The organism is Coleofasciculus sp. D1-CHI-01 (genome assembly GCF_040218875.1).
In the GTDB taxonomy this organism is placed as follows: domain Bacteria; phylum Cyanobacteriota; class Cyanobacteriia; order Cyanobacteriales; family Coleofasciculaceae; genus Coleofasciculus.
The window spans coordinates 43,490-69,622 of record NZ_JAVJQP010000190.1; the positions used below are offsets into that span (position 1 = coordinate 43,490).

Consider the following 26,133-nt stretch of genomic DNA (forward strand, 5'->3'; position numbering starts at 1 on the left):
ATTTACATAACTTAATATAGGCAGGTTTATTGCCGTGGACTTCCTTAGGGCATTCTGAATAAGTGTTGTGGTGGAGGGAAGAGGCTCCAAAGCATGAGGCAACAGTAGTGCGAGCGTCTCGCTCGCTATTGGCGTCTCGCTCGCTATTGGCGTCTCGCTCGCTATTGGCGTCTCGCTCGCTATTGGCGTCTCGCTCGCTATTGGCGTCTCGCTCGCTATTGGCGTCTCGCTCGCTATTCTGTATGGAGAACGTTTAAATTTTCAAATGAAAGGCATTACAGTTTATTATATAAAATACAGATGCAATAAGTTGTGTCCCTCTAGCCATTCTGATTTCTAAAGTAGCCGTACTCGCTGATGAACTTAACCGATATACCTAACACGATTAGTGATGTTTCTCTGTTTGTGTACTCCTTAAATTTACCTAATTATGTTATTTTCCTGATATTTGCTCTCCTCTCTGTTTTGGCAGGTCGATACACGCCGATTCTGGTAAGCTGGATTATTCATCGATTTTCACTTCAGCTAGGAACGGAAATTTATGATAATTTAATTGCTCCACTCCAACAAGCGTTTAAATTTGCTGGCACGTTAATTTTACTGTCATTCTCACTGGCTTGGCTGGGGGTGTATCAGGGACTGCATGACTTCCTTCGTCCCTTTATGGATTTAGCTGTGACTGTGAGTGTGGCTTGGTTAGCCTCTCGCTTATTTCGCCAGTTTGTGCGCGTGTATGGAATAGGATTAGTGCGGAAACTTGGTCGAGAAGTTGATGAGTTGCTTCTGGTTTTTGAAACCTTAGCTAATGTGATTATCGGATTTATTGCTGTGGTTGCATTTGCTCAAAGTCAACAGGTCAATTTAGTCGGATTACTCGCCAGTTTTGGGATTGGCGGTATTGCGATCGCGTTTGCAGCACAAAAGACATTAGAACAGCTTTTGGGGACAATTGTCCTTTATTTAGACCGCCCATTTATTCCCGGAGAATATATTCGTTTACCGGATGGAGTATTTGGTCGAGTTGAATCGATTGGCTTGCGGTCTACAAAAATCCGCACAGCGGCTAAAAGCACACTTTTGATTGTTCCGAATTCAACGATGGCAAATTGGGAAATCGAAAATGTGACCCGAGGCAAGAAAGTGATGGTGTTACTCTATTTGGATTTTTCTCAACTTCTGGAAGAACGCGAAAAAGCTTTAGTTCAGCAAATTATTGCTGAAAGTACAAATGCCTTATTCGGTATCGATCCGGGAAGTACAAATATCACCTTAATTCCCTCACTAGAGGACAAAACAACCCGTGCTAGAGTAACCTTTTTTATCCTCGGATCAAGTGAAAATTCCATTCAATTGCGGAAGCGTCTCTTGGAACTCGCCAATGAAAAAATTTCCAAGAAGTTACTCGCTTATGGAATTAACTTTAAGATGAATGAACCGACGATCTATGTAGATTCGCCGATTACCATCTGATCGGAATGATGATGAATTATGCATGAAGAATTAATCACAAAGGACTAATGACAAAGAACAAAGGACAAAGAATGGAACTCGATCGCGATCGCACGAGTCAGTTAGGATGAGTGTATTATCTTGTGCCGCCCTTGCTGTAACTGTCTCTTCTCTAGCCTGTATGTCGTCTAGAAATTCCCTGCAAACTCGTCCCCACTGTTCATCATCAGAGGTTAAACCTGCACCCATTCGTCCTTCCCCTGATCGCAATCGCAAAGTCAGACCCAGTTTCCGACGGCGCTTACAATACTGTTACTGGCGCTTACTTCGTCTTTCTGGACCCCCAGAAGCGATCGCACGCGGATTAGCTTGTGGTGTGTTTGCAGGGCTGTTTCCTCTCTTTGGACTACAAACGATTTTAGGGATATGTCTAGCGCTGATCTTTCGCGGCAATAAAATTATCGCGGCGGCTGGTACTTGGGTGAGTAATCCCTTGACTTATGTGCCGATTTATGCATTTAACTTCCATCTGGGGAAGTGGCTACTCCAGAAAAATAGCTTAACCGATATTAGCCTCGGATCTTGGCAGGAGTTCAAGGCGTTAGGATCTGAAATTATCTGGACACTATTTGTTGGCTGCTTTACGGTGGGGATGGTTGGTGGAATTTGTAGTTATTTCCTAGGATTGACACTGATTCGGCGGGTTCGCGCCTCTTATCGATCGCGTCGTCGGCATCAGCGTTAAAGTGGGGGTGAGGGTAGGGAACGGGGAACAGTTTCACGTCCCCGTCTCAGAAAGGAAAACCCGCCCCTGATAGACACTCTAAGACAAATGGCATTATTTTAGAGCGCCAAAACTCTTGATATACTGAGGTACACAGACAGATCCCCGACTTCTTGAAGAAGTCGGGGATCTTGCTTAGAGACTGTACCTCATCAACCACCAAATCTGCTGTAAGTTACTAAGACGCTTTAGGAACTAAAAATCCTAGTAAATGTTGCAGAAACGAATAACTAACGACTTCCCTATAGGAATCTTGGCGTAACCCTGATGATTGAGACTCAATGGCTGGGGTATAGTCATCCTCTATCGCTAGAGACATCTCTTCGGCTAAACCGATCGCAATTAAGCGAAAAGCAATCTGCTGTACCGTTTTCAGGGGAAGTTGTAGGTATTGGGCGATGGATTTGAGAGACACCATGCAATCCGTGTACGTCCACACTTGCCACTCTAGGTCATTTAACGGAAACTCAGACTGATCTGTCCCTAAACTGGCTAAACCCATATCCGGATCAGGTAAGTGATCCGCCAAAGCATCCCAGCTTGGCAAATTTCTCAGTCCCATCAACGTGGCGAGTGTCGCCGATATACTCAAACCTGTCATTTCTATTGTCGGTAACGGTACATTATGATCAAACCTAAAGTGACCTGCTTTAAGTTGAAATGCATTGCATAAGGGCTGGAGAACTTGAGATTGAAATAGCCACTTGAGTTGTTGGTTGGTTAAAATACCCTGTTTTTTCAGATAAGAACCCAAAGGTTGATGCTTAGGACATAATCGGTTCAGTTTAGCAAAGAGACTGGATGGACAGATATGCTTGAGCCAGCGCTGTTGGGCAATTAAGGAGACTAACCCTTGATGATCCAACAAATTTGCCATTGCCACAAGCTGTCCCCGATACACCCAGATATAATACGCTTGATTCGAGGACGTTTGATCCGTACCTTCAGGATGCAGAGTGAGTAAACCGCTTTGATGTCCGGTTTCTAGTAAGCAAAAAACTTGGGGTAGAGAAAAATCAGCAAGAGAACCTGTGATGCACATGATAATTGAAAGGGTTTTTAAGGGTTGACTTTAAATTCTTTAAAGTAGGGAGGTAAGCAAAAGCCCTGATCTATACAGAAGTTTTGATTTTTTTCAGTGGTTATTCGGGACAAGTTTTACAGAACGCCAGCCATTCCTCCCCGAAGACGTTTGACTTAGCAACAGAGACAGTGGGATTGAATCCGCTCTAATAACTTTTGGAAACTAAACGGTTTGAAAAAATAACCATTAGCTTTGGCTTCATTCGTCAAGATTATTGGCAAATCTCGTTCTAAACCTGTCATTAGGAATATAGGCAGACGATAGCCATGATAACGCAATTTTTTACACAGACTTATCCCATCTAGTTTGGGAAGCTCGATATCAGAAAGTACCAAGTCATAGTCAGTGATTACTGCCCTTTCCCAAGCTGCTGCACCGTTTGTGACTACATCGACGATATAGCCTTCAAAGGTGAGACATTCAAATAAGGCTTCGGCAAAGTCTAAGTTATCTTCAACGATAAGGATTTTCATGATATTTAAATCCGTTTTCTAAACAAGGATAATACTTCCGGGAACTCTCCCCGACAAATTGAGCTTTTCAGACCAGTGTTTATCGGTTAAGTTTTTCAGAGAAAATCCCTAGGGTTCCGGTTAAATCCATTGAAGTTTTAGACGCCCGTTTGTCACAGCGATCGCTCCAGCTACGACGCCTTAACAATCACTCAAATCCAAAGCGATTTTTCGTTAATAGCTTTAGCCAAGAATGCGGATCAATACCAGCGACCTCTCTTCCAGCCTATCCCCGTTACACTGAGGAATAAATTTTATGGTGTTTCACAACCTACCATCTATACTTTTTATGATGCCAAATTTAATCTCTATCAACAATATATAAATTTGATATAAAATTGGTGCGGCTGAACGGCGAAGCTTTATCTAATCTTTAATTGCTGTCCCCAAAAATTTACAGACTCTTTAAATAAGAGGGTTGACAAACTCAATAGGATGTTACAAAGTTACCAATTTACTCAAATTTTTAGATTTGTCAATATATAAAGTTGATATCTTGGTCAAAGACAGGTCACTATTTATTCGCGTCTATTTTGGCTTGATGCATAAAATTATATAATTGTCAATATATTAAACTGATAAGTTGAGGGAGTCATCTTTGTCTAAATTTTATGAACTTATATGAATTGACAAGGCGTGACATGTTCTAAACGGTAATGGCGCTACAGGGTGAGAAGGCATAGATAGGATGATTAAACAGGGGCATCGTCCGATTGACCAGGTATTGGAATGCATTGATACGTTCCTGGTTGCCAAGACCGATCATTCGCTGAGTTATATTCAAAAAGCGATTCTGTGGGCATCATGGCAGGATGAACCTAAGACGTATGACCAAATTGCTCAAGAGAATGGTTATTCTGCCAACTATATTAAGCAAGGTGTCGCGCCGAAGTTATGGCACTTACTCTCAAACGCCTGCGGGGAAAAAGTTAATAAGACGAATTTTCGCTCGGTACTCGAACGAAGACTGTTTAGTGAGAAGGGTTTGGCAACGGCTAACTTCCTAAAACCTAGGCAGTTTGTTCCCTTAGAAGTACCAGAGGGACAAGTTCCGTTGAATTCTATCTATTATATTGAGCGATCGCCTATAGAATCAGACGGCTGTCAGCAAATCCGCCAACCTGCCACTATCCTGCGTTTGCAGGGTTCCCAGCAGATGGGGAAAACGTCGTTAATGGCAAGAATTCTGGCGGATGCCCAAAAGCAGAACTATCGGACGGTACGATTAAGTTTGAATCAGGCGGAGAGTTCAGTGTTTAGTGCGATCGCAACATTTCTGCGCTGGTTTTGTGTCAATGTGGCACGACAGCTTAGGCTAGAACCGAAGCTGGATGAGTATTGGGATGAAGATATGGGTAGTTTGGTTAGCTGCACGCTTTATTTCCAGGAGTATTTGCTAGCAAGCAGCGATCGCCCGTTGGTATTAGCCATTGATGAAGTGAATCAAGTCTTCGAGTATCCTGCGATCGCGGGAGACTTTTTGGCATTATTACACTCATGGCAAGAGGACACCAAAGATATCCCTGTCTTTTCCAACCTGCGCTTGGTGTTAGTTCATTCCTCTGGGGGTTATTGTTGGTTTCATACCTATCAATCGCTGTTGACGCTGGGGTTAGGGATTCAGTTATCCCCGTTTACTCGTGAACAAGTCTACGAGTTGGCAAAGCGTTATGGACTCTATTTATCATCCCAGGAACTGGATCAGCTTATGCGGTTAGTAGGAGGGTTTCCCTATTTGGTGCGTTTGATGTTCTATGAAATGGTCAAACATCAGGTGAGTTTAAAATCGGTCGTAGAAACTGTAGCGACGAATACAGGAATCTATGGGAATCACCTGCATCACCATTTATGGAGGCTGCGCCAGTATCCAGATTTAGCGGTTGCGTATCAGCAGGTGCTTAAGGCAAATGATGCTGTAGAATTTGATCCAATTCAGATGGTGAAGCTACACAGTTTCGGGTTAGTGCGTTGGGTTCGCGATCGCGTGGTGGTAAGCTGCCAGTTGTATGAGGAGTATTTTCGCGATCGCTTGGCTAACTGATAGGAGAGATGTTGGCGGCAACGTCTCTACAGGCTAATTGTCCAAAACTAAAGCATTTAAATATATCATATTTTTTTTATTCTGTCCATTGATTCAACGTTTTCGACGATAAAAACATCAGTTTATCAAAACTTGATAGAAAGTTATTAATAGCTTTACATTAAGGTATTGCCAGCACAATGAATATTCTGTTAGCTTTAATTCAAGGAGATAAAAGCATGAAGATGCATCCAAACACCCCCTCTTCTTGCACAAAAAAATAAAATGTTTTCTAAAATTAAGGAACTCTCTCTCATGAATAAAACAATCGTTGCCTCCCTCGCCATGCTTCCTGTGGTTACAGCTAGTGTTTTGAGCATCGCTAGTGAAGCAAACGCCGCCCCTTTGGTTGGAGAATTCAGTATTTCTCCGGGAATAAACGTAACGGATACGGAGCCTTTCATGCAAGTAACCAACGCGACGCTGTTTGCCGATGAAATAAGATTTACACCTGATCCCGGCGCACTTCTTTTAAGCAATCAATCGGAAACGTTCTCTAGCTTCAATGCCGGAAGCATCAAGTCAATTCCTGCCTCCCTGATTCCCAGCAATGGAGCAACGAAAGATAACCCCTTAGTCAAAAACTTTTTAGATTTGGGCAATTTCCCCCTAGGCGATCCCAGCATCACCGATGAAACAAATACATTTTCTCTGTTAAGCATCGGCGACTTTATGATTGAGGAAATGTTTGACCATAACCAGAGCTTCACCGGTACATCTATATCCTTAGGAGTTTCCGGATTCTTCACCAGTGCAGATGGGCAACTGTCCGATGGTACAGGCACGATAACCTTCCAAAGTACACTGAGAAAGTCGGGTGTTGAAGTCGCACTTGACTCCGATGAAGGTTTAGATGCTAGCTTCTCCGGTGTCTTTAGGAGTGCTTCTGTTCCCGAACCGACAACTTTAGCCGGGTTAGGTTTAGTCGCTGGTTCTGTAATCCTGTCTCGCTCTCGTAAAAAGAAGCAGGGGTAATCATGCCAAACGGTAGGGGTACGATATATTGTGCCTCTACTGAATCGGGCAAAAGATAGCGCTTCTCAACTTGCGCTTAATGATCTTCAATTGATCTTGACAAAACTTTATTTTATTTGTTATGCATCCCTTTTTGTCAGTTACTTTAATGATTCAATGACGGAAATCACACTTTTTTTGTAATCTAAATCCCGAAAAATCACCTAAAAGTAAGATGTTTGCCTACTTTAAGGCAACTTCATGAAAACTTTACAGAAAGTTCATCATAGCTTTATGGATACTTCTGGACATGTCTAGTAGTATGAAGTTAGCTTAAGGAAAGAAAAATAATCTTAGGTCAGAGCTTCACAGGCTCAAGACCCCTTAAGTTACCCGAAATCAATCTGTCTGTCATTAGGAGTATATTTCATGAAAAAAGCAATTTTAGGTTCACTCGCTGTACTGCCCCTAGCAGCTGCTGGTATGTTGGCTAGCGCTGGTGCAGCCAATGCTTTGAGCGGTGACTTTCAGCTCACTTCATTCGACACTCTAGCGAATATTAAACAGGATTCGATCGATTTCTTCGATGACGACAGTCAGGTATTTGTATCAGCGGCAACTGATGATTTTGCTGCCTTCAGTGCTGCAACCATCAACGACGTTGTCAGTATTAGTGGTGATATGGTAGACAATCCCTTATTGGACTTGGGTGTGTTTAGCTTTCCCACCCTCGATCCATCCGTAACGGACGGAGATAATGTTTTCAACGTTACGAGTGTCGATGGACCATTCAAATTTGCTGATGCGGCTGATGGCTCGACCCTATCTATAGGATTTTTTGGTGAGTTTGTTGGTGGTGGTAAAACAACCAAAGGTTCAGGTAACCTAACTTTCCAAGTTGCAAACCTGACAGCAGCGGAGGCTGAAGTAGCCCTGTCCGATGGTGGGCTGAATAATGTTGCCTTCTCTGGCGCTTTCATTAGCGTTGAATCTGTTCCTGAACCTGCCACAATGCTAGGTCTAGGAGTAGTCGCTGGTTCATTAGCCCTGTCCCGCGCTGGCAAAAAGAACAAAGCTTAACACGAAAAGCTAGAGCCTTTCGGCTCAAATACAAAAACATTGGGGACAACAAGACAAAGACCCCCAATTTTTTGTATATCCAGCTACCGTCAAACCTTGAGATGTATGATGCGATCGCCCCTTTGGAGAAGAAGAAGGCGCGATCGCTTTATCGTTGGTGGCTCTCAAGGTGGAGAATCGTCAAATTGAACTTAAGAGTGATGACAGTCACACTGGCTGTAATACAATTAAGGTAGGATACTTACATTACTCAATATATATCATCTCCGACCTGCTGGATTGGGGTTGTAGCAACAGCAACTCCATTACAAACGAAATCGTATAGTCTCTTGACATACCCCAAAGGATAGTCACGGTATCAGACTCAGCAAGTGTTGGTTAGAAGTTGACATAGCGGTTGTAGTAAACACCCTATACCCTATAAGCTGTCCCGCTTGACTTTTATTATCCTGTTGCTCAAACTTAAGCGAAGCTTCATGAAATCTTTGTAAAAAGTTCATCAAATCCTTACAGGTAACTATAGACAGATTAAGTAACAAGACGTTAATTTGAGGAAAGGAAAATCGAAATATATCCCTGCCTCCCTTAGCAATCCCTCAGTCCCCTAAATTTTGCAGTAACAACAGGAGTACCCCATAGTATGAAAAAAGCAATTCTTGGCTCGTTGGCTACAATACCCCTAGTCGCGGCTGGTGTGTTGACTAATGCTGGTGAAGCAAACGCCATCGCATTGACAGGTAAGTTTCAGCTCGCCTCTGGTGCGTTTGGTAGTGACCAAAGTATAGTCAAATTCAGCAAGAACTCCCTCACATTCAGTCCCCAACCCGTCACTCCAGTTTCGATTACGAGTAGTGATCCCAGTTTTGAAGTATTCAATTCGGCAAACATAGGTAGTATTCTCTCCTTTACTCCCCTGTTAGCAGAGACTCCTTTTCTTGACTTGGGTAACACTCCAATTCCTGGTGTTGTTGGTTTTTTCCCAGGTGATGTAGACCCCATCACAGACGACGAAAGTATTTTCACTCTGGAAACGGCTACCTACGATCTAAAAGATAGTGGTGCTAACGTAGCCGTAGACGTAGCAATTTCTGGATTCTTTACCAGTGCCTCTAACGATATCTCTCAAGGTAAGGGCAACATCACCTTCCAAATTAACAATACTACCATTGATCAAGTTCAGGCAAAACTCGATGCAGGTGACACAATAGACGAGGATCTGAAATTCTCTGGTGCTGTGTTTACGGCAACCGAGGTTCCTGAACCCGGTACAATTGGCGGTTTGATCGCTATTGGTTCCTTGGGTATTGGTTCAATCTTGAAGCAGCTCAAACAAAAGAAGTAATCTACTAACTTACTGGAAAAAATGGGTTCAGGCTCCTCGCCCTTTAAGGGCGACTTTTTCTGTTACAATTGTGAGGTAGAGTTGTTTCACGTCAAATGCTGGTCTTTGAGTTCAAGGCTAAAGGGAAGACAACTCAATATTTAGCGATTGATGAGGCGATCAGGACGGCTCAATTTGTCCGCAACAAATGCATCCGTTACTGGATGGATAACCAAGGGGTTGGACAAAAAGACTTGTATCGCCATAACACAGCGCTAAGAGCTGAATTTCCTTTTGTCAAAAACTTAAATTCCCATGCTTGTCAAACGGCTGTAGAAAGGGCTTATTCGTCAATTGCTCGATTTTACAGCAATTGTAAAAAGCAGATTCCTGGCAAAAAAGGTTATCCACGGTTCAAGAAAAACTATCGCTCAGTCGAGTACAAAACATCAGGATGGAAACTTTCTGAAACTCGAAAGCAGATAACCTTTACTGATAAAAAGGGGATTGGCAAGCTCAAGCTTAAAGGGACGTGGGACTTAAACTTCTATCAACTTGCTCAAATCAAACGGGTACGGTTAGTCCGTCGCGCTGATGGCTACTATGTTCAATTCTTGGTCAATGCCGAGAATAAAGTAGAGAGTCAGCCGACAGGGAAAGCCATTGGGTTAGACGTGGGACTCAAAGAGTTCTATACCGATAGCAACGGCTATCAAGAACCCAATCCCCGATTTTACCGGGAAGGTGAAAAACGCTTAAGATTCCTTCAAAGACGAGTTTCACGCACTGAGATTGGCTCTACCAACCGCAAGAAAGCCATTAATCGATTAGGGCGATTTCACCTCAAAATAAGTAGGCAGCGTGAAGAACACGCCAAGAGAGTGGCGCGTTGCGTAATCCAATCTAACGATTTGGTCGCTTATGTAGACGCGCCAGCGGCTTGCCGAAGGCTAGATTTGAGGATTAGAAATCTGGTTAAAAATCATTGTTTAGCCAAATCGATCAATGATGCAGGTTGGTATCAGTTCAGAAAATGGCTGGAGTATTTTGGGGTTAAGTGTGGCAAAATAACCATCGCGGTTAATCCTGCCTATAGTTCCCAGGAATGCTCCAGCTGCGGTACGGTAGTTAAAAAATCCTTGTCTACCAGAACTCATATCTGTCGATGTGGATGTATTTTGGATCGGGATTGGAACGCCGCCATCAATATTCTGAAAATAGCCTTAAGTACGGCGGGTCACGTCGGAACTTGGATTTTGAATCCGAACGCTTCTGGAGACTTAGCCTCTACTGTTTTAGGCGCAAGCCTATTTCAGCAAGCCGGGTCTATGAAAGAAGAATCTCTTTCCTTATAGGGCGGAGAGTGTCAAATCAGGTGCACAGGGTCAATGTCTCAGCTCTTCAGAGCTACATCCCAAAATGGACGCTTCTGTATTAATCGTGGGAAATCCGCAATTCCTTAAGACGTTCCTTGACCAGATTCGCACGATCACGTCTGGCAAGGTGGAGGAGTCTGCCAATCCAGAAGAGGCTCTGAGTAAGGTTCAAGCTAAACAATACGCCATTTTAATTGTGCAGGCAACCCAAAACGGGAGTTTGGAACTGTGTAAGCAGGTTAAAGAACAACTACAGTTAAGCTGGACCTATTGCATTTTAATTAATGACCCGTCTTATTCCTTAAGTGAAGGCAAAGCCGCTGATCCGCGTCGGGAACAAATTATTTGTGCTGAAGCCCTAGAAGGCGGTGCAGATGCTTACCTACCCTTGACTTGCACCCCAACAGGAGATCCAGGAAGTACATTGGCAGAATATCGGCTCCTGAAAGCCCATATCCTAGCCGGATGGCGCAGTGTACAGTTCTACCAAAAACTGCTGCAAACCAATGATGTTCTCTCCACCCTGGCTCTGGCTGATCCCTTAACCGAACTGAATAATCGTCGGGCAATGGAATGGGAGATACCCCGGCAAATTCAAAATGCCCGCACCTACATCACGGATCTGAGTGTGATTATGATGGATGTGGATCATTTTAAATCCGTGAATGATACCTATGGACATCAGGTTGGCGATCGCGTTTTGCAGTTGCTCTCAACCCGACTCCAGCATAATCTGCGCCTACAGGATACGTTGTTTCGGTATGGCGGCGAAGAGTTTTTAGTGGTTCTTAATCAAACCAATGGCGAGGAAGCTAAAATCGTTGCCAAACGCCTGCGATATCAGATCAACGAGCAACCGTTTAATGTAGATGGTACGATCGCGATCGAGATTACGATTAGCGTTGGTATCGCTTCTCTCAAGGCTTCAGATGACCACAAAGGCGAAAGCCTAGTCAAACGGGCGGATCATAATCTTTTGCGTGCTAAAGCCAAAGGAACGAACCAGGTGATTTACAGTGATGACACACTTTATTAATCATGTAGAGACGTAGCATGCTACGTCTCTACACTGTGGTAATGATTTTGAATCAAACGGTAGCAGTCGCCTACGGATGTCCGTTCTGCCATCGCTTTGATCAGGGCTTCATAAGCCTGCCAATTGTCCTGTAACATTGTTTGGGCTTGCAGCATCGCCCAGCGCTGTTTGGTGGTAAATTCGCCAGCAGGACGTTCAAATAATCTCAAAGCCTCTTTTAATTTTTGGCAATCGTCGATTCCTCCCTCCGCTTCACCGTAAACCAGGGTTTCCGCCGCAATTCCCGCCATCCAAACGGTACAGAATCGATCCAGAGTCAATCGCATTTCGCCAATGGCAAGTGGATTCGGTGAAAGTTGCTGAGTATCAAATTGCACGCCCCCTAAACCGGGTTGTCCCTGCTTCAGGGCTTCCCAAGCTGTCAGCGTATAACCCGCGATCGGAATCCCCAACAGGTAAGCCACCAGGAAATGACCCGCTTCATGGTGCAGAATGCGATCGCGATAGTCGCTGCGCCTCTGGGCTAACCAATCTAATAGTACCGTTGTGCCTTTACCTTGAAAGCTGAGACTGTCTACCGTAGCCAATCCTAAAATTCCAAATGTTGCCAAGGCGGGAATCGCTGGTGGAATATTAAAAATTGGAGTCAGTAGGGCGGAAAGGGTCATGCCAAAGATACCAATGGCAATTACATTGAGAGTAGTTTGCTGCATAATTTGATATAAAAGAGCGTTTTGTCACTTTTTGCCTCACAATCTTGCGACACAACACCCTAAACAAACCTTTTAGGTAGTATAGCAGCTACCTAAAAGGTTAAGCTGTTCGGCAACTGAAGTTCCCCCCATCCCGATTGGTGATAGAAGTCGAAACCCCGACTATGTAAGCATTTGAGCCAATTAATTCTCTCAATTCTTCTGTAAGCTCTACTCGAAGAGTGATCGATTAAAACATCTTTCTGTGTCAATATGTGTCATTTAAGCGTGAGTCTCTGGCAGAATGTGATTGAATCTGTGTCCTCTGTGTTATCACAAAGAGTCTAGATCAACACCTAGCGATCGCATAGGCTTCAGTACAATTCAATTAAGACCTCAACTCAAGTTGGGGCTAAAAGCTTAAACCCGTTAAAACGGGTTGAACGGTTAAGTGTGTAGGGGCGGGTTTAGGGACAAACACGAATTGTTTTACCCAACTTGGTTGCAAAACCCGCCCTGAGTGTTCAGTTATAGCAGTAGACACATCGATTAGGTCGGCATCTTAATAAATGATGTGTCGTAACCGTCTTGGCGGTTGCTATAATTCCTCTATCTCTTCACTAGGACGAATAACGAATTTTGTCAATGACTCACAACTGACTCAGCCATTAACTCTATTGAGGAATGAACTAAGTTTAACAACGCACCCGTTTGTTCTGTCCCATTGACAGCTAAATCACTATGGCACAAATACACTCGCTCACCCACTCGCCCTAACAAATCCTGTAAAATTCGCTGTAGGCGTTCCTCATCTGCTTGGATTTTATCGGCTTCTGTCCAAGGCTGTCCAAACCAATCCTTGAGAAATAAGGGGGCTGCAAATAACGTCGCTGCACCTCCCTGACTCCAAAGATGAGATCCCGCATCTAACCAAAAATGCCAACGATGATAGCCACGGGCGGCTCGATATTGGAAAATGGTGGCTAGGGTAACGGCTGAATTAGCCGTAGCCGGGAGACGACGAAGGGGAAAGGAATTGGCGGTGACGGTTCCCCGACGCAATAACTGAATAAATTGGGAAATCGTCGCCTGCGGTGGTGTTCCCCCTCTGGCTATTTCCTCATCAGTCGTATTGGCGGGGAGTTTCCGCAATCGTCCATCCACTTCCCAATAATGTTGGGCGGTTTCCATGAGTTCCCGCAAGGCGGCAATTTGGTCGTAAGGTAGATTAGAGCCATTCCATAGGAATTTCTGGATAGCGCGATCGAGAATCACCACACAGGACGGAATTAGGCGCTGTTGCTGCTGTTCTCGTTGCACCTCTAACCATTGCTGAATCTGGGTGTAAGCGGTTGTCGCTCGATGTCCTAAACGATCCCAACGGGCAAAGGCTTCAACAGGTAATAAGTGAGGGGAGTCAGGATCAGGAGAATAACAGTAATCGGCGAGTAAACCCGCCCGTACTGGGTCAATATTGGGACTGGGGAGGGGAGAGTCTGCTTCAGGGGTAGCAATGGGTTCGGGTGTACGACTAAGAACCACGAGCATTTCGGCGATCGCCTCTCGATCTACTAATCGCCCTAACCCTGGATATATAAGGGTTAGCAGGGTTAATAAGGCTCGAATTAAAGGGGAACTAATCAGGGGGCGCTGTTCGTTCAACGGTTGGATGGGAATCCCCTGTTTGGTGAGAATATCGGTCAAAGTATACCGGGCGATCGCATCTAATCCGGGTGCAATGATGGCAATATCCCCCGGTTCCACTTGTCCCGACTTCACGGCGTCTACAATTACCTCGGCGGTGCGGCGCAACAACTGAGCGCGGGATGTGGTTTGTAGCGATCGCAAAAACTCCGGCAAGTCTGACAATATCATGGGGTCATTGAGCAGGTCTACCGCCATTGGGGATAACGTATCGGCTAAGGAATCATTCGGCTGTGACGGTAAGGATTCCACTTGACACCGAGAGGCTAATCCTGACAAATAATCTGGATCAGCGTTTAAGCCTAAGCGCACTTGACCCTGGGGATTATAGGTAAACGCCCCCACGATACCCTGATCTAAGAGTAAATCAAACAAATCCCGTGCGATCGCGGGATACTCATCTACATCATCTGCCAGTATCGCCCGATAACGCTGGGTTAAATACTGCTGATACGTCGCATCAGGTAACATTTCCCGCCAATAGAGTTCACCCACCAGACTGTAGGTTAACAGTCCCTTATCCAGACACCACCCCCGCCAATCCCACAGCAGTTTACCGATTAATTCCCATTGATCTGGGGTGGCTTCGAGTTCCACCACTCCCTGTTCTAGCATCCTGGGAATTTCTTCAATCGGCGTCCCACTCAGGGCGGCTAACTGTAACAAATCTAACAGACGCCGCACCCGAACTGACTCATTATTTCCCGGTATCGGAATTAATCCGGATTCGAGTTGGGGACGCCACAACTGCATGGCTAAATCCTGTTCGGTTTCCGGGCGCAGGCGCAGGGGAAATTGCGCTCTCAGATTTAACCGTTGGATTAAAAGGGGCCAAAATAGAATTACTTCGTCTTGAAAGAAGCCCAAGGGCGTCTGACAACGTACTGGATAACGCCCCTGTAACGTCGTGGTGAGGCGATCCGTCAACTCCCGACGATTATCAGCATTGGCTGCCAAAATTAACAGGGCTGGCGTCTGATAGCGATCGCGCCGCTTTTTGTGGACAATGGGAGAAGATAACGGACGCGATCGACCCCATCCCGCTTCTACCCATTGGCGAAACAGAGTCACCAGCCGACTTGTTTTGCCCGTGCGAGTACCACCACTAATCCAAATCGAATTCGTCATTGGTCATTGGTCATTTGTCATTTGTCATTCGTCATACTCGCGCTCAACGATCAAGCAAGCTACGTTTATGTAAGGGTTTGAGGGTTATTGACAAAACTGACTTGGGCTTAGTCTGTTAATATACCACGTAAAGTAGACTATATTAATTCTGGCGATTGAGAGCCAGGAACGCTCCGGACTATTTTTTATTCAGATATTAGCCGTTTCGATGAAGCTACCCTCTATTTTACGTCTGGCTAACCAATGGTTCGCGGATACCCCCGAAAGAGCCTTAGATCAAGCTTACAAAGCTGCGTTAACGATTAAATCCATTGAAGATGAGCATTTCAATGGGCAGAAAATTTCGGCTCGCTCCAGTCAACATAGTGATAGTGTTATTTCCTATTTCGAGGCTGACTTAAAGAAATATTTAAATACGATTCGAGTTCGCTTACGGGAATTTAGAACCAGTCGGTCAGTTTTCCGGATTTCTGAGCCAAAAACAACGAATGGCTTGCTCGGTTCCAGAGATAATTTAGCCCGCTATGATCCCATCGAATTAACCGATAAGCAAGGGATTATCATCGAAAAACTCAACTTTATTGACGAACTATTAAAACGATATTCAGAACCTGAGCCATCCTCCGTTTCCTTGATCCCGCTATCTGCCAATCAAGTGGCTCAAGCCAACGGTAATCCCAGAACGACAGCCAATGCCAAAACTTTATCCCAGTTGCAGCAGGCTAGCGTGAATCCCCAAAATGATGCCTTAGAAACTGTATCGGATAAAACCGGGGTTGTGCCTCGGTCAATTCTGCGAACCGTCAACCGCCTACAGCGAGAACTTGATCCCAAAGCTGAAGAGGAAGTTGTCAAAAAGTTTCGCACGTCTCGAGACAAAACCTTAATTTCGATCAAGTTTATTTTAACCCTGATCATTGTTCCCATTTTAGCTCATCAGGTGGCTAAAACCTTTGTGGTTGGACCCATTGTTGACTCGTTTCGCTCAGAAAATGAGCCGGGTATTTTTTTAAACATCGATATGAAGGAAGAAGCCTTCACCGAACTCCAGCGGTTTGAAGAGGAACTACATTTTAAAAGCTTATTGGGAATGGCACCAAAGTTATCCTCGGAAGAAATGGAAGAACGGCTGAGAACAAAAGCCACTGAGCTAGCTGAGGACTATCAGTATCGCAGTTCTGATGCGATTAAGAATATTTTTTCCGACTTAATTTCTCTCGCTTTTTTTGCGGGAGTGATTGTTACTAGCAAAGCGGATTTTGTGGTATTAAAGTCGTTTATTGATGATATTGTCTACGGACTCAGTGATAGTGCCAAAGCCTTTATCATTATTTTGTTTACCGACATGTTTGTCGGATTCCACTCTCCCCACGGTTGGGAAGTGATTCTAGCCGGAATTTCCCGGCATTTCGGTATTCCCGAAAATCATGATTTTATCTTTTTGTTTATTGCCACATTTCCAGTTATTCTTGATTCGGTGATTAAATATTGGATTTTCCGCTATCTGAACCGAATTTCACCATCAGCGGTAGCAACTTATCGCAATATGAATGAATGATTTGGTCATTGGTTATTGGTCATTCGTCCTCCTTTCTTGTACTAGCTCAAATAAAATAGCCCTAAATAGCTAGCGGCTCAATGATTCAAGTTTTGATAGCCATGCGTTGAAGTGAGAACAGCGATTCCGAATGCTTTGTAGTCCAATAAGTTCAGCTACCTGAGATCCCTCAGTAACCTTGGCTTTTTTGTAAGCAGGAAACTGATCAATAATGCGTTTACTAGGAGCTGTATCTTGTCCATCATTAATCAGCTCAGGGTTTTCATATTGATCCGCGATCGCCTTGAGCTCTGCAATCTTATTTTTGTTTCTATGACCTTCGTAAAAGTACTCAAACAAACTTGGATCAGTGAAAAGATATGCCTCATATTCGTGTAATTGGATGTACGGGATGAATCGACTATCATCAATATCTTGAGCGAAGCTATTCTCTAGAAATTGAACCCTCTCCAGGGGATTTTGGCGCAGCTTTTCGGCTTCAGTCAATCCGGGAAATTCAGGAGAGATGGCATACAAATCAATCATCGTCGTAAAGAACAGATTGTCGCTTTTCTCCTGCTTGAGAAAACGCTGGATGTCATCCTTCATCGGTTGATACTGCCTACCACCACCGCGATGTACTTTACCCTTTTTCCGAGCGTGGGCAATAAGCACAATTTTGTCCAGAAAAACACCATAGTTAGCCAGGTGTTGTTTGAGGATGTTATCGGCAAATGTCTGCTCAGTTTGCCCCTCAGCAAATAAGTAGAGACGTACCATTAATGGGGTCCTCCACCAATGACATTTTTCTCCCAAACTTCTCCTAAACTATATTCATCAAGCCAATCTGCTAATGCTGTGGCATCTAACCGTTTAAAGTATGACTCTTTACCCTGTCGATCTACCGCAATGACATCTTCAGGATCAAAGTTATCCAAAAAAGAACTAGATTGGGTGCTGATGATAATTTGTGTGTTATACGAAGCCTTGCCAAACATCGCCGCTACAACATTGAGAGCATAGGGATGAAGACCGAGTTCCGGTTCATCAACAATAATCAGTTCCGGTAATTCATCTTCTGGTTGTAAGAGCAATGTGGTAAGGCATATTGCTCGCAACGTCCCATCAGAAAACTGATGGGGTCCAAATACCTGATCTGATTCCTTTTCTTTCCAGTTTAAAATGACGCGATTAGAGGCATCTGGTTCAAGCACAAAATCATCAAAAAATGGGGCAATTAAACGGATGGTTTTGACAATACGCTGATAAGCCGAACCACCATTTTCTTGGCGGAATCTGAGGAGTAATGCGGCTAAATTTCTGGCATCCGGCATCAGCCATCGGTTATCGCCAACATAACAGGATTGACGAACCCCCGCCGTAGACGATGTATCGTGAAAGTGATACACACGGCAGCGGTTGAGCAAGAATCTGAGTGTTTTGGCTGTCTGCGTACCTTCGTCTGCTGCTTCGCTGATTTTTGTTTCCTGATGTCCTGCACCTAATGAGTCGGTTCTTGGAGATGAGTAACCCGTTTGCAAGAAGTTCAAGGTTTCTTCAGCAAAAAAAAACGTATCCCCTGCGGCATGGAATAAACGCAGGGTATAGGTATCCATTCCATTCTCAACCTCAAACTCTAGTTGCGCCTCTATTTGCGGTGTGATCTTGGGTCCAAAGTGCAACAGAGATTGAGCGCGTCCCGACATAGCAATGTACTGTTGCAGTCGTCCAGCCATCATCTCATTCAGCAGCTTAAAAAACGAAACGAGGTTACTCTTACCTGCTCCGTTGGCTCCAATCAAGACATTTAAGGGGCGCAACTCCAGATCCATCTTTTTAATAGACTTGAAGCCGTTGAGAATGATTCGTTGCAGCATGATTATTCTGCTGTTTTCACAGAAGGCGGTATTTGACTAGACACTTCATAAAATGTGGTTGTGGGTGGCTTGACAAATAAATGAGACATCTTCTCCAAAATCTGTTGGTAAGCCTCATTTTGATTTTCATCCATGTCTTCGATATGATCCCAAAAGATAACGGCAATCCCTTTATCCGTTCCCGGTTCTCGCAGCATATATGCCCCTTGAAATCCGTGAGTGTAGGTCGAGATGGCTTCTTCGTAAAGCTGTTGGGCTTCTTCAAACTTACCGGGCTTAAATTCCCCGATCGCGACATACGCATACTTATGTTTGAGGAAATCTAGAAATTCGCTCATGCTTACACTCCTTATTGATTAAGTCAACAACCAAGTATAAATGACCAAGGACATAAGACCAAGTTTCATGTTGCCATCAATGTGGCAACTTTGTGCAGAAGTTGGGCAGGTTCTATGGGTTTGGGTAAGTAATCGTCAACGAGGGCGTTGAGATCGTGCTGTTCATCGGCTGAGAGTGAGGATGTGAGCAAAGCCAACACTTTAATGTGTGCTGTTGTCGTCTTATGGTGGAGATAATAGCTGATCTCATATCCGTCCCTTGCCGATAACTGCCAATCCACAATCACGGCATGGGGTTGCAGCAGTTCAATTTGCCTCACAGCGGTCGAACTTTCGATCAGCCAAACTAGATGATAACCCGCCGCCGTGAGAATTTCACAGATGGCTGTCGCACTCGCTTCATTATTTTCGATTAAAACGATACTCTCTGGCACCGAAGATCCCTTTCCCGATGGGGCGGGTGATTTGGTTCCTCCTGGAACAACTGATTGGATGGGTACGCAAACGGTAAAGATAGACCCTTTTCCCACAGTGGATTCAACGTCAATCGTACCGCCATGGAGTTCGACCAATTGTTGAGTCAGGGCTAGCCCTAAACCTGTACCTTCGTAGGTACGCTGATAGGTTTTCTCTAACTGCTGAAACTTTTGAAACATTAGGGGAATTTGTTCTTGGGGAATGCCAATCCCCGTGTCTTCGATTTGAAATACTGCTCGATTCTGTTCTCGCCAACCCCTTAAAGTGACCTGACCACCCGCCGGGGTAAATTTTATCGCATTTCCCAATAAGTTAAACAGAATTTGCCGGAGTCGGCGTGGATCAGCCTGAAAGCGATCCTTGGGGGTAGGGACTTGCCAATCGAGGATTAATTCGACTTGACCACTGCTGGCTTTTTCTTTTAAGGATCGTAAGGTTTGCTGGGCAAGATATCGCAGGGAAAATTCATTGATATTTAAAACGGCTTTTCCCGCTTCTAATTGGGAAAAATCAAGAATATCGTTAATTAGTGCCAGTAAGTGTTCCCCATTCTCTTGGATGGTTTGTAAGTAACGCCGTTGTTTCTCAATGGATACAGTTTTGCTACCGCCCTCCCCCAATGACCAACGTAATAATGTTGCCGATAATCCAATCACACAAGTCAGGGGCGTCCGCAACTCATGACTCATCGCCGCCAGAAATTCACTTTTGGCATGGTTAGCGGCTTGTGTCGCTTGCAGTGCATCCCGAAGTTCCTGGGTGCGCTCAATCACCCGCTGTTCTAGGCTACTTTTTTGCTGGTGCAGTTGGGCATACAATTGTGCCTGGTAAATGGCAACTGCCAGGTGTTCGGCAATTTGCTTGAGAAACAGTTTTTCACTTTCTTGCCAGTGTCGGGGTGCAAAACATTGGTGGGCAATTAGTAATCCCCAGAGGCGATTTTGAACGATAATCGGTGCGACTAACTTAGCTTTGACTTGGGTTTGTCGCAGCAGTTGGAGTAAACAGGGAGAATCGCTGTAGGCGACTTCAATATCATCAATCGCCCCCGTAAATCCTTGGTGATATTTGGTGCGACAGTTAGGAATATGGAGGGCGCAGTCCTTTTCCTCTCGCCAATTGAGAACTGAACGAATTTCATTAGAACGGCGGGCTTCATAAGTGACACAACCCTCATCCTGTTGTGAGGGAGGCGGTGAAGTTAGAAACTTGGCGTTCTTGAATTCATCGGTGACATCTGTGGAATTGTCAACCTCAATTTTATCGCCCTCATCCCCAAGCTTAGCCAAATCGCCGTCAAATTGATAGATTAGTAATCGATCAACGTTCAAAAAATGGCGCACCTCATCGACAGCCGTGGAGAGGATAACGGGTAATTCTAGACTTTGACGGATGTGAGTGGTAACCTGGTGAACCAGCCGTTCCTGTTCAACCTGTTGGCGTAGCGCTGCTTCAATGGGTTGACCAACCTCACAGTAAGGATGGATGGGTTCATTGCTGATGGGATTAGCGGTGAGTATGTCCATCAACAACAGCGTAAATTCACTCTGGATGCTTGCTTGGTTCGCTTGTGGATAGGTTTGGGCAAGCTTGAAAATATGTAGAATCTGGGAGTGGCTGGTAAACCGTTGAGTGAGTTGATCGTCGAGAAAATCTGCGATCGCGTCTGATTCAAAGGTTAACCCAACCTGATACAGGCTGGAATGGGAATTTGCCTCCGCTTCTCCCTGTGACTCAATCGGAGTCGCGATTAGCAAGGCGCGGAACCCTGGAGATACCAGCAGCGTAAATCGTTGCCCCTGTTGATCTAGACCCACAGATACACTGGGCAAGTCTTGCGATCGCAAGAGTACAGCTTCCCTACCAATTTTTATCTGCATCTGCTGCAATACCTCTTGCAGCCGCTCGAACATTGACAATGACAACGTTCGGCTAAACCTTGGATTTCCCAATATCACCATGAGTTTGGTCTTTTTTTAGCAAGTGACAATGCTTCACCCCTGATTCGGTGTAAGCTGAGCCTCTATTCGATGCTATCCAAGATATAGTGCTTTATTTATAAGATCTTTCTTAAAATTTTTAGGAGTTTATACTTTATCCATTATTGTATCCTTTTGTAAAGGGGATACGCTTTTGTTGGCAGGTATCATGTTTACATCTCTTTGCGATCGCTTACCTACTGTAGGGGGGAGGGAACAGGGAACAGGGAACAGGGAACAGGGAACAGTTTTCATAACTTCCCCCTCAACTAATCAAAAATTACATTTATCTTTACGGCTAAAGGCTTATTTAGGATACTTCATGAACCTTGAATATTCTTCAAGAAAACTGGGTTTTTGCAACAAAAAAATTAGGTGTTATTATACAATAAATAACTCAACCCAATGAATACGATTAAACTAGCAAAATATCTTTGAAAATATTATGCATCGGATTGCTGCAACACCGGGAGGATGGAATCCCCAAGCTGAAGGGGTCATTTTTATTGAACAGACACCTGCACCAATCGTTTTGATCACAGCCGCCGACACCGATATTCAAACCTTGGCGGCGTCAATGGCTCATTTACCCCAAGATTTCCCGGCGATTCGAGCCGTTAATCTCCTCCAATTGCAGCAGGAATTAACCATTGACACCTACACCGAACAGGTGTTAAATCAGGCAGACGTTATTATTATCCGGCTTTTGGGTGGATCTGCCTACTGGTCTTATGGATTGGAAGTGGTGCAGACAACTGTAGAACAAACAGGGGCAAATTTAATCCTATTGCCAGGAGATGATCGTCCTGATCCCAATTTAGTTAGTCATTCTACCATTCCCCTAACCGCCGTTCACCAGCTATGGCGCTATTTTATCGAAGGGGGTGTGGAGAATTGTGCCAACGCCCTGAAATTTGTAGCCGATTTGTGTTTGGGAGGAAGCTATGAGCCTCTACCTCCTAAACCGGTGCCGCGTGTGGGAATTTATGCTTGGGGAGACGGAAGCGCTAAAGCGCTGACTACGAACTCTAAAGTGGGGATTCTGTTTTATCGCGCTCATTATTTGGCGGGAAATACATCACCCATTGATGCACTTTGTCAAGGGTTAGTTGAACAACAGTTGCATCCTGTGCCAATCTTTGTCTCGTCGTTACGTGATCCGGAGGTACAAGCGGAGGTAGTATCCTATTTCCAACCAAAAGATGGTGCGGAAATTGAGGTTTTACTAAATACGACAAGTTTCTCTGTTGCTAAATTAACAGATAATGAACTACCTGGGTTGGAGTTATGGCAACGTTTGGATGTACCTGTACTGCAAGTCATTTTTAGTGGTGGGACAAAGGAACAATGGCAGGAACAGTTTCAGGGATTGACTCCTAGAGATACGGCAATGAATGTCGCCTTGCCAGAAGTGGATGGACGCATTATTACTCGTGCAGTTTCGTTCAAGGCGGTGCAAACCTGGAATCCGATGCTGGAAACAGATGTCGTGGTGTATGAATCGGTGCGCGATCGCATTAATTTTGTCACTCAGTTAGCGGCGAATTGGGTAAAATTACGCCAAACTTCGCCAGCAGAACGGCGTATTGCCCTAATCTTAGCTAATTATCCTAACCGAGATGGACGCCTCGCCAATGGTGTGGGGCTTGATACGCCTGCAAGCTGTGTGGAACTTCTCAAGGCGTTGCAAGCGGCGGGATACCAGATCAACAATATTCCAGAAACAGGGGATGAACTCATTCAGCGCTTAACCAGGGGGGTAACAAATGATCCCGAAGGATGGGAATTACGTCCTCTACAACAGTGGTTATCTGAGCAAGAGTATCGCGATTATTTTGATACATTACCTTTAGCGGTACAACAAGGCATCTGTAACCGTTGGGATAAAGAAAGTGAAGGGTCAATATTCAGTCAGGGCGGGTTTTGTACAAATGTTATTATTAATAGCGACAAGAAAGTTCCTAAACCCGCCTCTACACAATCAACAATCAACAATCAACAATCAACAATTCCCATTGCGGGAATCCAACTGGGTAATATTTTTGTCGGGATTCAACCGTCGCGGGGTTATGATAGTGACCCAGGATTAAATTATCACGCGCCGGATTTAGAACCAACGCCAGCTTATTTAGCCTTTTATTATTGGCTACGACAGAAATTTGGGGCGCAGGCTGTTGTACATCTGGGTAAACATGGAAATTTGGAATGGTTACCAGGGAAAAGTTTGGCACTCTCTGAAACGTGTTATCCCGAAGTCGCCTTAGGGACAATGCCCCATTTATACCCCTTCATTGTCAATGATCCAGGGGAAGGGTCTCAAGCGAAACGGCGATCGCAGGCTGTGATTATTGACCACCTGACGCCACCGATGACTCGCGCTGAACTCTATGGTTCCCTGCAACAGCTTGAAGGGTTAGTGGATGAATATTACGAAGCGCAAAGCTTAGATCCCTCTCGCTTACCGATGATCCGCGATCGCATTACTCAACTGGTTATCCAAGAAAACCTGCACCAAGATTTGGGATTTGAGGATGGGGAAACCTGTAGAGACGTGCCATGGCGCGTCTTGAACACAGAAACGGTAGGGGCGGGTTTTACCGATAACATTATGTCGATGTCGGATAGCTTGACTAAACCCGCCCTTCTAGGGGAAGCAGGAAAAGCGAATCTTTTAACTCAAATCGATAGCTACCTGTGTGAATTAAAAGAAGCTCAAATTCGAGATGGGTTGCATATTTTGGGACAGTGTCCCCAGGGACGACTATTGCGAGACTTAACTGTGGCAATTGCCCGTCATCCGGGGAGAGGGCGCTTGGGGTTAACTCGTGCGATCGCGCAAGATTGGGGATGGGATGTTGATCCCCTGACTCCAGAAGGTGACAATAAGAGAGACGCGATCGCGCAATTGGAAGCCCAGGCGTCTCAATTGGTGGAATCCCTGATATCAAAGGTAGAAGGAAAGTCAACACTTAGTCAGGGCGGGTTTTGTACAAACGTTACAACCAATAGCGACAAGAATGTTCCTAAACCCGCCCCTACATATTCAAAACTTAATTCCCGAATCGGACAACGAACGCAGCAGGAATTAGACTGGATTCGCGATCGCCTTTTACCCGCCTTAACCCAAACCTGCCAAGAAATCACTCATTTATTGCAGGGATTAGATGGGCGCTATGTCGAGAGTGGGGCGGCGGGTGCGCCGACGAGGGGACGCCCGGAGGTATTACCCACAGGTCGCAATTTTTACTCCGTTGATATCCGGGCGATTCCTACCGAAACGGCGTGGGATGTGGGACGAAAGGCGGCGGAAGCGGTGATTGAACGCTATACCCAGGATAATGGGGAGTATCCCAAAACACTGGCATTATCCGTATGGGGAACCTCAGCCATGAGAACCGGGGGCGATGATATGGCGCAAGCGCTGGCGTTGTTGGGGGTGCAACCAATTTGGGATCGCCCGTCACGTCGGGTGGTGGATTTTGAAATTCTTCCCCTGTCGGTGTTAGGGCGTCCGCGTGTGGATGTGACGCTGCGGATATCGGGCTTTTTTCGCGATGCGTTTCCCAATTTAATTGATCTATTTTACAGTGCCGTGGTTGCTGTTGCCGCCTTGAATGAATCCCCGGAAGACAATCCCTTGGCGGCGCAGGTAAAACAGGAGACAGAGTTCTGGTGTGAAGCGGGATTGAGTGAACAAGAAGCACAGATGCGATCGCACTATCGGATATTTGGCTCGAAACCGGGGGCGTATGGCGCGGGGTTACAGGGATTGATTGAGGCGCAAAACTGGCGTGATGAACAGGATTTGGCGCGGGCGTATATGAATTGGAGTAGTTATGCCTACTGTGGTACATCTTCCCCAAATCAGGAAGGGGTTGCTGCGCCGGAAGCCTTTGCACAACGGCTGAAACAATTGCAAGTTGTGTTACATAATCAGGATAATCGAGAGCATGATTTACTCGATTCTGATGATTATTATCAGTTTCAAGGGGGATTAACCGCTTCGGTGCGGGCGCTGACAGGTAAGAATCCGCAAACCTATTTTGGTGATAATTCGATTCCGGAAAATCCCAAGGTGCGACGGCTACAGGAGGAAATTGCCCGGGTTTACCGTTCCCGTGTGGTGAATCCCAAATGGATTGAAGGGGTAATGCGCCACGGATATAAAGGGGCGTTTGAAATGGCGGCGACGGTGGATTATTTGTTTGCCTATGATGCGACAGCCAATTGTGTGGCAGATTATATGTATCAAGGGGTGACGGAGGCTTATCTGTTGGATGAAAAGGTACAAGAGTTTATCCAGCAAAAGAATCCCTGGGCGATGCGGGATATGGCAGAACGGTTATTGGAGGCGCATCAGCGATCGCTGTGGCAATCGGCTAAACCTGAGATACTGGAGAAATTGAGAGCGATCGCTCTGCAAGCCGAAGGGGTAATTGAAGCGGGGAGTGATGGGACAATAAGCTAACTTTATAACCTATTTTCCGTTATCCAGAATTAGCTAATGTGACACTTCCAGGGGTGGAATGCGGATCGAAAACAGTTCGGCTTGATTTGGTTAGGATGTATCCAGGATTAGAAAACTCAATTACTAAGGCGTTGCTGGATGGACTGAATAACAGCAGCGTTTTTTGTTTAATAAGTTACAGAAACTGGCTCATACGTTATTTTTTCTGCCCAATCGGGTGTGACAGTTAAACGGGTGGAACACGAACTGCAAACCGT

At 45.1% G+C, this 26,133-nt stretch carries 18 protein-coding genes; 10 read left to right on the forward strand and 8 right to left on the reverse strand.

The annotated features are described in order from the left end of the window. The first annotated feature begins 357 nt into the window (after positions 1 to 357). Together RIB93_RS32105 and RIB93_RS32110 are read left to right on the forward strand one after the other, a co-directional pair. Positions 358 to 1,470, forward strand: a complete 1,113-nt coding sequence (locus RIB93_RS32105) for a mechanosensitive ion channel family protein (protein ID WP_446379300.1) — start codon at positions 358 to 360, stop codon at positions 1,468 to 1,470. A gap of 106 nt (positions 1,471 to 1,576) precedes the next feature. Next, positions 1,577 to 2,194, forward strand: a complete 618-nt coding sequence (locus RIB93_RS32110) for a DUF2062 domain-containing protein (RefSeq protein WP_446379302.1) — start codon at positions 1,577 to 1,579, stop codon at positions 2,192 to 2,194. Positions 2,195 to 2,411: 217 nt separating this feature from the next. Here RIB93_RS32110 and RIB93_RS32115 read toward each other — a convergent pair whose 3' ends face one another. Both RIB93_RS32115 and RIB93_RS32120 read right to left on the reverse strand, forming a co-directional pair. After that, positions 2,412 to 3,275, reverse strand: coding sequence for a DUF4388 domain-containing protein (locus RIB93_RS32115; RefSeq protein WP_446379304.1), 864 nt, complete (start codon positions 3,273 to 3,275; stop codon positions 2,412 to 2,414). Between the two features lie 155 nt (positions 3,276 to 3,430). Then, complete coding sequence (locus tag RIB93_RS32120) at positions 3,431 to 3,790, reverse strand: response regulator transcription factor (RefSeq protein WP_446379306.1); 360 nt, start codon at positions 3,788 to 3,790, stop codon at positions 3,431 to 3,433. Between the two features lie 727 nt (positions 3,791 to 4,517). On the opposite strand from RIB93_RS32120, the gene RIB93_RS32125 reads away from it, so the two are divergent. The 6 genes from RIB93_RS32125 to RIB93_RS32150 all read left to right on the forward strand — a co-directional run bounded on the left by RIB93_RS32125 (position 4,518) and on the right by RIB93_RS32150 (position 11,676). After that, a complete protein-coding gene (locus RIB93_RS32125) occupies positions 4,518 to 5,870 on the forward strand; it encodes an AAA-like domain-containing protein (protein WP_446379308.1) in 1,353 nt (450 codons plus the stop codon). A gap of 294 nt (positions 5,871 to 6,164) precedes the next feature. Then, positions 6,165 to 6,884, forward strand: a complete 720-nt coding sequence (locus RIB93_RS32130) for a PEP-CTERM sorting domain-containing protein (protein WP_446379310.1) — start codon at positions 6,165 to 6,167, stop codon at positions 6,882 to 6,884. A gap of 408 nt (positions 6,885 to 7,292) precedes the next feature. Further along, positions 7,293 to 7,943, forward strand: a complete 651-nt coding sequence (locus RIB93_RS32135; RefSeq protein ID WP_446379312.1) for a PEP-CTERM sorting domain-containing protein — start codon at positions 7,293 to 7,295, stop codon at positions 7,941 to 7,943. A 640-nt stretch (positions 7,944 to 8,583) separates the two neighbouring features. Beyond that, the gene (locus tag RIB93_RS32140) at positions 8,584 to 9,285 is read left to right on the forward strand and encodes a PEP-CTERM sorting domain-containing protein (protein ID WP_446379314.1); all 702 of its coding nucleotides are present in this window, start codon (positions 8,584 to 8,586) and stop codon (positions 9,283 to 9,285) included. A gap of 95 nt (positions 9,286 to 9,380) precedes the next feature. Beyond that, positions 9,381 to 10,619, forward strand: coding sequence for an RNA-guided endonuclease InsQ/TnpB family protein (locus RIB93_RS32145; protein ID WP_446379316.1), 1,239 nt, complete (start codon positions 9,381 to 9,383; stop codon positions 10,617 to 10,619). Positions 10,620 to 10,683: 64 nt separating this feature from the next. Further along, positions 10,684 to 11,676, forward strand: coding sequence for a GGDEF domain-containing protein (locus RIB93_RS32150; RefSeq protein WP_446379318.1), 993 nt, complete (start codon positions 10,684 to 10,686; stop codon positions 11,674 to 11,676). A gap of 20 nt (positions 11,677 to 11,696) precedes the next feature. On the opposite strand, the gene RIB93_RS32155 is transcribed toward RIB93_RS32150, so the two are convergent. Together RIB93_RS32155 and RIB93_RS32160 are read right to left on the reverse strand one after the other, a co-directional pair. After that, the gene (locus RIB93_RS32155; protein WP_446379320.1) at positions 11,697 to 12,389 is read right to left on the reverse strand and encodes an ATP-dependent Zn protease; all 693 of its coding nucleotides are present in this window, start codon (positions 12,387 to 12,389) and stop codon (positions 11,697 to 11,699) included. Between the two features lie 621 nt (positions 12,390 to 13,010). Beyond that, the gene (locus tag RIB93_RS32160; RefSeq protein ID WP_446379322.1) at positions 13,011 to 15,200 is read right to left on the reverse strand and encodes a recombinase family protein; all 2,190 of its coding nucleotides are present in this window, start codon (positions 15,198 to 15,200) and stop codon (positions 13,011 to 13,013) included. Positions 15,201 to 15,408: 208 nt separating this feature from the next. Between RIB93_RS32160 and RIB93_RS32165 the strand changes: the two genes are divergently transcribed. Then, a complete protein-coding gene (locus tag RIB93_RS32165; protein WP_446379324.1) occupies positions 15,409 to 16,758 on the forward strand; it encodes a proton extrusion protein PcxA in 1,350 nt (449 codons plus the stop codon). Between the two features lie 69 nt (positions 16,759 to 16,827). Here RIB93_RS32165 and RIB93_RS32170 read toward each other — a convergent pair whose 3' ends face one another. From RIB93_RS32170 to RIB93_RS32185, 4 genes are all read right to left on the reverse strand, one after another. Beyond that, positions 16,828 to 17,517 (reverse strand): DUF4276 family protein, encoded by a 690-nt coding sequence (locus RIB93_RS32170; RefSeq protein ID WP_446379326.1) that lies wholly within the window; start codon positions 17,515 to 17,517, stop codon positions 16,828 to 16,830. Next, complete coding sequence (locus tag RIB93_RS32175; protein ID WP_446379328.1) at positions 17,517 to 18,614, reverse strand: AAA family ATPase; 1,098 nt, start codon at positions 18,612 to 18,614, stop codon at positions 17,517 to 17,519. Before RIB93_RS32175 ends, RIB93_RS32170 begins: the two co-directional genes overlap by 1 nt. A 2-nt stretch (positions 18,615 to 18,616) precedes the next feature. Continuing rightward, positions 18,617 to 18,952: an antibiotic biosynthesis monooxygenase gene (locus RIB93_RS32180; RefSeq protein WP_446379330.1), complete on the reverse strand. Its 336-nt coding sequence runs from the start codon at positions 18,950 to 18,952 to the stop codon at positions 18,617 to 18,619. 65 nt (positions 18,953 to 19,017) lie between these two features. Continuing rightward, a complete protein-coding gene (locus RIB93_RS32185) occupies positions 19,018 to 21,342 on the reverse strand; it encodes a hybrid sensor histidine kinase/response regulator (RefSeq protein ID WP_446379332.1) in 2,325 nt (774 codons plus the stop codon). Positions 21,343 to 21,853: 511 nt separating this feature from the next. Between RIB93_RS32185 and cobN the strand changes: the two genes are divergently transcribed. Then, the gene (gene cobN / locus RIB93_RS32190; RefSeq protein ID WP_446379334.1) at positions 21,854 to 25,876 is read left to right on the forward strand and encodes a cobaltochelatase subunit CobN; all 4,023 of its coding nucleotides are present in this window, start codon (positions 21,854 to 21,856) and stop codon (positions 25,874 to 25,876) included. The last annotated feature ends 257 nt before the right edge of the window (positions 25,877 to 26,133 follow it).